General features: G+C 38.8%; 6 protein-coding genes. 4 read left to right on the plus strand and 2 right to left on the minus strand.

Going from position 1 to position 8,462, the window contains the following annotated elements; all coding sequences use genetic code 11:
* Window positions 1–13: 13 nt before the first annotated feature.
* From CH365_RS17560 to CH365_RS17575, 4 genes are all read left to right on the plus strand, one after another.
* The gene (locus CH365_RS17560) at window positions 14–2,311 is read left to right on the plus strand and encodes a hybrid sensor histidine kinase/response regulator (protein WP_100769837.1); all 2,298 of its coding nucleotides are present in this window, start codon (window positions 14–16) and stop codon (window positions 2,309–2,311) included.
* Window positions 2,312–2,353: 42 nt separating this feature from the next.
* On the plus strand, window positions 2,354–3,325 hold the full coding sequence (locus tag CH365_RS17565; protein ID WP_100769838.1) for a YheT family hydrolase: 972 nt from the start codon (window positions 2,354–2,356) through the stop codon (window positions 3,323–3,325).
* A gap of 167 nt (window positions 3,326–3,492) precedes the next feature.
* Window positions 3,493–4,704 carry an acetyl-CoA C-acetyltransferase gene (locus tag CH365_RS17570; RefSeq protein ID WP_100769839.1) on the plus strand — a complete coding sequence of 404 codons (1,212 nt, stop codon included), beginning with the start codon at window positions 3,493–3,495 and terminating at the stop codon, window positions 4,702–4,704.
* Window positions 4,705–5,213: 509 nt separating this feature from the next.
* Window positions 5,214–6,422: an ATP-binding protein gene (locus CH365_RS17575; RefSeq protein ID WP_244283272.1), complete on the plus strand. Its 1,209-nt coding sequence runs from the start codon at window positions 5,214–5,216 to the stop codon at window positions 6,420–6,422.
* Window positions 6,423–6,434: 12 nt separating this feature from the next.
* Here the strand turns inward: CH365_RS17575 and CH365_RS17580 are convergent, their stop codons facing one another.
* Together CH365_RS17580 and CH365_RS17585 are read right to left on the minus strand one after the other, a co-directional pair.
* Entirely contained in the window at window positions 6,435–7,643 is a 1,209-nt protein-coding gene (locus CH365_RS17580) for a sensor histidine kinase (RefSeq protein WP_100769841.1), read from the minus strand.
* A 59-nt stretch (window positions 7,644–7,702) separates the two neighbouring features.
* Complete coding sequence (locus CH365_RS17585) at window positions 7,703–8,281, minus strand: chemotaxis protein CheD (RefSeq protein WP_244283273.1); 579 nt, start codon at window positions 8,279–8,281, stop codon at window positions 7,703–7,705.
* Between the last annotated feature and the right edge of the window lie 181 nt (window positions 8,282–8,462).

An 8,462-nucleotide genomic window follows, 5' to 3' on the forward strand; every position in this document is an offset into this window, starting at 1 on the left:
GTTTTAAGTACAGATGAACGAGATCCCGGCAGACATTCTCACATTCATTAAGTTTTTTGAAAATTCAGACGGTACTTCAATTTATGTGAACCATATTATTCGGGATAAAAATGGTAAGATCATAGATTTAGAATTGTGTTATTGTAATGACCAAGCTGCGAAACTCGTGCAAATGGAGAAGAGCACGCTTATAGGTAAAAGATACACCGAACTCAGACCGAAGGAATTGGAAACCAGTCCGGAAATTGTCGAGTTTTTCGAATCCGTCAGTAAAAAAAGTGCCGAGTGGAGAGGGATCCGTCAATCGGCGATCTCCGGAAAATATTACGACTCCACAATCATTTGTCCAGAGGACGATTGGACCATCTCCATCGCAAAAGATCTAAATCAGGAAATCAAAGAGAAGGATATTTTCAGAGAAGCTGCATATAGAAACGAAGACGCCGTCTATTATTTAGAGCCTATTTTTGATGATAAAGGATCTATTACGGATTTTTTATATAAGGACCTAAATCCCGCAGCCGAAGCGGAGATCGGAATGCCTAAAGAGATCGCGATCGGTAAAAACTTATGTAAACTATTCCCTCAAAATCTGGAACTGGGCACATTCGATCTTTATAAGAATGTATATCTCACCCAACAAGCGGAGAAAAGAGAATACGAGATCAAGGACTCTCAAGGGCATCCTGGATTCTACCTATTACAAATCAGTAGGGTTTATGAAGGACTTCTAATCAGTAATAAGAATATTACGGAAATTCGAAATGTAGAAACCCAACTTAGAATACAAAAAGAACAGTTGGAATTCACATACCTTGCATCCAATGACGGGTATTGGGATTATAATATGAAAACCGGACAACTTTTTCTTTCCGAAAGATGGAAAACAATGCTTGGTTTTACAAACGAAGAAATCTCTTCCAACGACCAGCAAATCTGGAGAAAATTAGTACATCCGAAGGATTTGAGAATAGCACTTTCTGCTTTCCAAAGACATCAAACTGAAGAAACGGAGAGATTCGATAAGGTTCTAAGATTCAAAACAAAATCAGGAGAATATATATTTATCCGATCTAGAGCTCTTATCATCAAGGATGAAAATGGGGACCCTACACGTATTGTAGGAACTCATACTGATATTTCCGCTGCAAAACAAACCGAGATCGCATTAGAAAAAGCGAAAGAAAAAGCGGAACAAGCAGATAAAGCAAAATCCGAATTTTTAGGAATGATCTCTCACGAGATGAGGACTCCGTTGAACGGGATATTCGGAATGGCAAACCTACTAATGACCTCCGAATTGAACTCTGAACAAAAGGAATATCTAAAAGATCTCTCCGATTCGACCGAGATCCTATCCAGATTGATCGACGATCTACTACAAATAATCACTTTGGACTCTACAAAGATCGAAATAAAGGAAGAAACGTTCGAGATCAAAACATTTATAGATCTCATACGTATATTAGTAGAACCTAAAGCTCATGAGAAGAATATAGAATTCAAAATCTTCATATCCGAAAAATTTCCAAAAGTAATCGTAGGAGATAGGACTAGAATCGAACAATTATTATTAAACCTGATCACGAATTCCATTAAGTTTACCGACAAAGGTTCAGTTACACTTTCTTTAGATCTAGAGGGAGAGGCTTCCATTCTATTCAAAGTAAAAGATACTGGCATCGGAATTAAAGAAGAGGCTAGACAAAGGATATTTGACGCATTCCACCAAGAGGATCTGGCAGACACACGTAAATACAGTGGAGTCGGGCTTGGTCTCTATATAGTCAAAAGGCTTACATCTAAAATGCGCGGAGAAGTTCGCTTGGATTCAAAGCCTGGACTCGGCTCTGAATTTTCTATCATTCTCCCTTTAAAAATTGAAACAGCCCCTCCTCTTAATCCAATAGAGATACAATCCGAAACTATTCCTATATTTTCCTCAGGCTCTGTCCTTATCGTAGATGATAACGAGATCAATGTAAAAATTCTTGCAAAACATTTGAGTAAAACCGGTGTTCAATCCGACTCCGCGTTAAGTGGTAAAGAAGCATTAAAACTTTTAGATACCGACAAAAAGAAATACGACTTGATCCTATTGGATTTACAAATGCCTGAGATGGACGGGTATCATACCGCGGATGCAATACATGCTTTAAATTCCTCTAATGCAAAGACACCTATCGTTGCAGTCACAGCGAGTTCCTTTTCGGAAGCTTATGAAAAATGTGTTCAACATGGAATAGAAGGTTTTATCGGCAAACCATTTCAACCAAAACAATTGTATAAAGTTCTTTCGGATTTTCTCTGACGAATGCTTGTCTAACAAAACCTGATCCGGAAAATTGCCGGCATGGACACCCTTCGTCCCTTCAAACCTCCGATTCATCTCAGACATCCATTTGTACAAACCGTTCTAGCTTCTTTAATGCGGCAGAATACTCCTGACCATCCTATGGACAAGGCCGCTTCTCCAGTAGTTATAGATGCGGGAAAAGGTGTCCGTTTATTAGGTCATTATTCCAAGTCTCCACAAAATAAGGCGCTACTAGTTCTTATACACGGTTGGGAAGGAAGTATGGATTCCAATTATATCCAGAGGACTTCCAGAAGATTTTATGATAAGGGAATTTCTATCTTCCGACTGAACTTAAGAGATCATGGGGATACTCATCATCTGAATCCAGAACCATTTAACGGAAGTTTAATACGAGAGACCTACGAGGCAGTCCGTAAAGTTGCAAAAGAATTCGGCCATAAACTTCCCGTATATTTAGGCGGGTTTTCTATGGGTGGAAATTTTACGATCCGAGTAGCAAGAGAACATTCTAGAAATAAACAAAGTATACCTAATTTAAAACATTGTATCGCAGTGAGTCCTCCACTTCATCCGAAATCCGCAACAGAAATGATGGATTCTAAGTTGATCATAGGAAAATATTTTTTAGATAAATGGAGACAATCCTTAGCTAAGAAGAATGTACATTTTCCAGATCTACATCCGTATCCGAATATCATGAAAGGAAAAACAGTCATGGAAATGACGGATAGAATCGTAGCATCTTCCGCAGAGTTCAAAAACTCCGATGATTATTTTAATTCTTATACATTGGGACCTAAGGACTTCGAAAAATTAAAAGTGGATCTGACTATAGTCACTTCTGCAGACGATCCGATCATACGTCCCGACGAATTCAAAGAACTTCCTAAAAGTTCCAAACTTAGGATATTCATCCAAAAGTATGGAGGTCATAACGGATTTTACGAAAACTTAAAAGGAGACTGCTGGTATTTCCGAGTCTTTGATAAAATTATATTCGGATAAGAAGAAACTTTCTAAGTTTAAAAAGTTTTCCGACAAAACCGATTAGAACGTTAAAACAAAACAGCTTGCTTTTCCCCCCTTTCTTCTAAACTCAAGCCGTAAGCATATTTCGTTTTTGAACATAAGTTCAAGAATAACCGAACGGCTTTCGTTATAGGAGAAATACTATGTCCAACGCATACGTTATCGATGCGGTTCGCACCCCAAGAGGGAAAGGTAAAAAAAGAGGAACACTTGCCTCCGTTCACCCGCAAGAACTATCGGCTTCTACCCTAAAAGCAATCCAAGAAAGAAACGGATTAAAACCAGAAATCGTAGAAGAAGTTGTCTTAGGTTGTGTTTCCCAAGTGGATGACCAAGCTGCATGTATCGCTCGTTATGCGGTCATGGCTGCCCAATGGCCAAATTCTGTTCCGGGATATACAGTAAATCGTTTCTGTGGATCTGGATTACAAGCTGTGAATAATATCGCAAACCATGTACAATCAGGAGCTATTCCTGTAGGCTTAGGCGGCGGAATAGAATCCATGAGCCGTGTAAAAATGGGAGCGGACTTAGGAGACAGAGATTTTAATATAGGAAATCCTAATATACAAAAACATTATAATCTTGTTCCTCAAGGAATTTCCGCGGATCTAATCGCTACCAAATATAATATTAGCAGAGAAGAAGCGGACAAATTCGCAGAATCTTCTCAGTTAAAAGCCGATAAAGCGATCAAAGAAGGTGCTTTCAAAAAATCCATTATTCCTGTTAAGTTAGAAGATGGAACAGTAGTTGATACGGACGAAAACCCTCGTATCGAATCGGATTATGCATTCCTTTCCGGTCTAGGCGCGGTTTTTAAAACTATCGGAGAAAAAGAATTAGATGCAATCGCATTGAGATCCTATCCTGATGTAGGAAAGATCAATCATATCCATACTCTTGGAAATTCTTCCGGGATCGTAGATGGCGCAGCTTCCGTTCTAATCGCTAATGACGAGGGGGTCAAAAAATACGGTCTAAAACCGAGAGCCAAAATCCTCTCCACAGTTGCTACGGGAGAAGATCCAACCATCATGTTGACCGGACCTGTTTCCGCTTCCAAAAAGGCGCTCCAAATGGCAGGACTCAAAGTGGAAGATATTGATCTTTGGGAGATCAACGAAGCATTCGCTTCTGTGGTCCTTTATACCCAAAAAACTCTTGGAATTCCTCTAGAAAAGATCAACGTAAACGGAGGAGCAATCGCCTTAGGACACCCTCTTGGAGCAACAGGGGCTATTCTTCTCGGAACTGCATTAGACGAATTAGAAAGAAGAAATCAACGTTACGCACTCATCACTCTCTGCATAGGCGGGGGAATGGGAATCGCAACAGTAATCGAAAGAATTTAATTTCTAATTTTTAGAATTTTCGAAACGCCGTTTTTCCTCTGGGAAACGGCGTTTTTTATTTTTATACACTCTCTCCAACTTTTCACTTAAACCATATAATCTCCGCAATATGGGATCCGGCTAATTCGAGTTAGAATATTTTCTTATTTTCGAACAAACCTCAGAAATAAATTTCCCAAATGAGGTAACACGTTTTGTCTAGTCGTAAATTATAATATACTCCAAAAGTGTTATTATACATAAATTTCTTGAGGAAATATTTTGTAATATCCGATACTCATAATTTAGAAAAACATTTTTTTCATCTTTCTCATCTTAGTATACAAAAGCTAGAAAATTTAATATTTCAATTTCCTGCGTTATTCTAGAGTTATGGCTCATTAAAAATATATTACATAGATATTTTCCGAATATTCGGGAATGCTTTTGGATGGAGCTCGTCTATGACGAACGCAGGAATAGAAAAAAAGGATGTTCGGCAATCGGAAAGCCGGACTAAAAAAAATATTTTGTTAGTTGGAACCGATCCGGAAAGAACGGAACTTATTACCAAAATTTGTGAAGATGTGGGTCTTACAGTTTTTCATTTTTCCCTATTGGAAGATCTGAAAATCGATCGAGACTTCGGGATCGTTTATTCGGAATTAGCTTTTTCTCAATTTGAAACGTTAACCCGAAAATTTTCTACGGTAAAAAGATCTCCTTCTTTTATCTTGGGCTTAGACAGCCCTGATACTAAAACCATAGTCAAAGCCTTACGTTTAGGAGCCTTTGATTGTATCGCGATCAAGGAGACTTCTCCCAAAGAAATCACGGAAACTCTAAGGCATCTAAAGGAAAACTGGGAGCTGGATCTCCTACAAGACGATCTGGAAACGGAAAGATTCAATAAGATCCAAGGAGATCTGGATTGGAATTCGTTTCGCAAGGATCTGATCCGAAAAGATCTGCAAACAAAAAGTGCCTATTTGATCTCGAATATTAGAACTTCCTTAAGTCAGGGTTCGGGATTTGGAGCATTAGTTTCTGCGATCGGTCTGATACGCAAAAAGGCAAAACAGAACGGCACTCATTACGAGGTTCCAGCCACTCTGATAGACCTATTAATGTCCAATGCGGAAACTGCGAATAGGATTATAGAAATTTTTAACGAGATGGATTATTTCATCCATAACCCTCAAATCAAGGAAGAATATTCCATTTCCCAGATACACAATCTATTCAGGAAGGAAATACAGAATGTATACGAACTAGCGAGATTCAAAAGATTACATATCAAGATCTGCGAAGATAAATATGTAAGCACCAGAGCGGTTGTAGGTATCCACGAAGAAAGTTTTAAAAAGGCGGTAGAAGAACTACTACTGAACGCGATCAAATTTTCCGAACCGGAAACAACGATCTATGTTCTATTTACCCTAAAAAAAAGGAAACTTTTGATCTCCGTTTTAAATTCTCCTAAGATAGAAGGTGGAAGCAAAAAAGGAATTCCGAACGAAGAGTCTGAGTTTGTATTCCAACCATTTGCGAGGCTGACTAAATACGTACACGAGGATATCCCCACTTTGGATTACGGATTAGGCCTGCCCTTGGTGGAAAAAATAGTCTCAAACCATGAAGGAAAAATTTCCACATTCAATGTAAGAAGTTTTTTGGATGAGGAAGAAGAAACAATGGTTCTAATGGAAATGGATCTGCCCATTTCTCAAAAAGTTTAGAAGATTAATCTACTACTCTATGACTGGAAAGCGCATCGTAAGACAGATCCCTTCTTTTCTAGTATCGTCTAGATTTAGGTTCATTGTTTGCAGATGCACTTTTCCATTCTGTAATTCTACAAGTTTTTTAACTACCGGAAGTCCAAGACCCATTCCGAACTGTTCTTGATCGAAACGTTCATCCATGAACTTAACCCCTCTGTAAAAAGGTTCGAATACAAGATCCTCATGGAATTCCTGAAGATAGCCTGAAAAAGGAGGATCATTGATCACCTTAAATTGCAGCTCATCCCCGATCCGAAGCACTAGGATCAGAACGCTGGATTTGTCCGGAGAATATTTTAGCGCGTTGATCAAAACCTCTTTGGCAATTGTGAAAATCCAAGGTTTTTTAAATCTCAAACGATTGGAAAGAATATGCAAATTATCTGATACTAGGATCTTCTGGTCCTTGAGAGCAACGGAAGGACTGATATCGTCTATCACCTCTCTCAACACATCCACAAATTCCGCGACTGTTCCTATCTCTTCAGGAGTCTCGCTTTCTTCAAAAAGAGCCTGGGCAGAAGATAAAAATTTAGTAAACCTAGAGGCGCTTGCTACTCCGTCTTGCAAAAGATCGAAAAGATTGGAGCGTATTTCTACGAATTCCGCGCCTTCTTTCTTCTTTGCTTTGGAAAGTATCATAGAAAGTACACTCATCAAACTTCCTACGCCTGTACCTTGCATCAAAGTGATATTGATCTGTTTGATTGCGGAATCCATCCAAGCAGTGGAAGAATATCTATCTTTAAGAGATTGTTTCCAGTCGAATATTTCCAAGGCTTTACGATAAATTTCAATTTCAGCCTTCTTCACACTTTCTCCAGTGGGATGGACCGAAATATTCTTAAAATCGGAAGGGAGTTTTGTTTCCATAGGCAGGAATAGAGTTAACAAATTCCCGTCCTTTGTCCTGGAAGTGACAGTATGGTAGGCCAAATAGATTTCGTCTGTGTTTTTTAGACGTTTTATCATTTCATAATGTTTAAGGCTTGGATCTTTCTCCCATAGAGTAGTCTCATGTTCTCTATCTATAGGATGGACCCAGTCGAAATAATCGAAAGTAGCATCCAATTCTTTGCCGATCAATTCGGCAAACTTGTCATTGGATTCTATAATTTTACCGTTTTCCTCGGTGAGAATAGCAGGTGAAAGTAAATTGCGTACGAGGGAATTCAATCGTTTCTCCTAGGCGGCGCCGAAATATATTTTCCGAACGGTTTACGCTTCGTTCGTGATCAAAAAAAAGTAGTCGGCGTTTTCTTCCGCATATTCTCCCGTATTCTGTCCAAATAAGCTGCTTCGTTTTTCTCGATCATATTTTTCTCTAGATCGATTTGTACACGTTTCACAAACACTTCGAAAGTATGAGTGAAAAAGCGTAGATTTCTATAATATTGTCCCCCGGTTTCTTCTCCGGAAACAGAAATTTCTTCCGATCTCAAAAATTCTTTCACAAACTCTACGTTCCTTTCGCCAATAGGAACACTTTGAGAGCCTAACCTTAAGACCTTGCCGCCACCTATGATCTTTGCCTGCAAACGACTTCTGGGAACCCCTTTCTTCACAAATTCATTAATTAATAACTCCATTGCGTTGATCCCAAATCTTGCGGAATCATCCACGCCCGCCTTTCCTGGAAGGAGTATATGATTCATTCCGCCGAATCGATTGAATGGATCGAATAAACATACAGACACGCAGGAGCCTAATAGAGTTTTCATTGCTACTGGAGTTTGAGAAAACAAACATTCGCCTACGTTAACAAACACCGACGGAATCTTTTCCTCTTCTTCAATGACTTTATTTGATTCCAAACAATCCGCCCGCGCCTTAGTATACTCTAACTCGACTTTAAAAATCAACCTAATGTAACAATAGTTACTTAAGAAGAAAGAGAAATTATATTTTTCTGAAAATTATGAAAGAAATTTCAGAAAATCCTATTTACATTTTTCTGAAATACCAAAATGGATCATGTACTACCTTGAACACGCG

Source organism: Leptospira neocaledonica (assembly GCF_002812205.1).
GTDB classification, from domain to species: Bacteria; Spirochaetota; Leptospiria; order Leptospirales; family Leptospiraceae; genus Leptospira_B; species Leptospira_B neocaledonica.

Bases quoted from the DNA above. Each gene is read 5' to 3' on its own strand.
- CH365_RS17560 (WP_100769837.1), top strand. From the start codon at position 14: ATGAACGAGATCCCGGCAGACATTCTCACATTCATTAAGTTTTTTGAA.
- CH365_RS17565 (WP_100769838.1), top strand. From the start codon at position 2,354: ATGGACACCCTTCGTCCCTTCAAACCTCCGATTCATCTCAGACATCCA.
- CH365_RS17570 (WP_100769839.1), top strand. From the start codon at position 3,493: ATGTCCAACGCATACGTTATCGATGCGGTTCGCACCCCAAGAGGGAAA.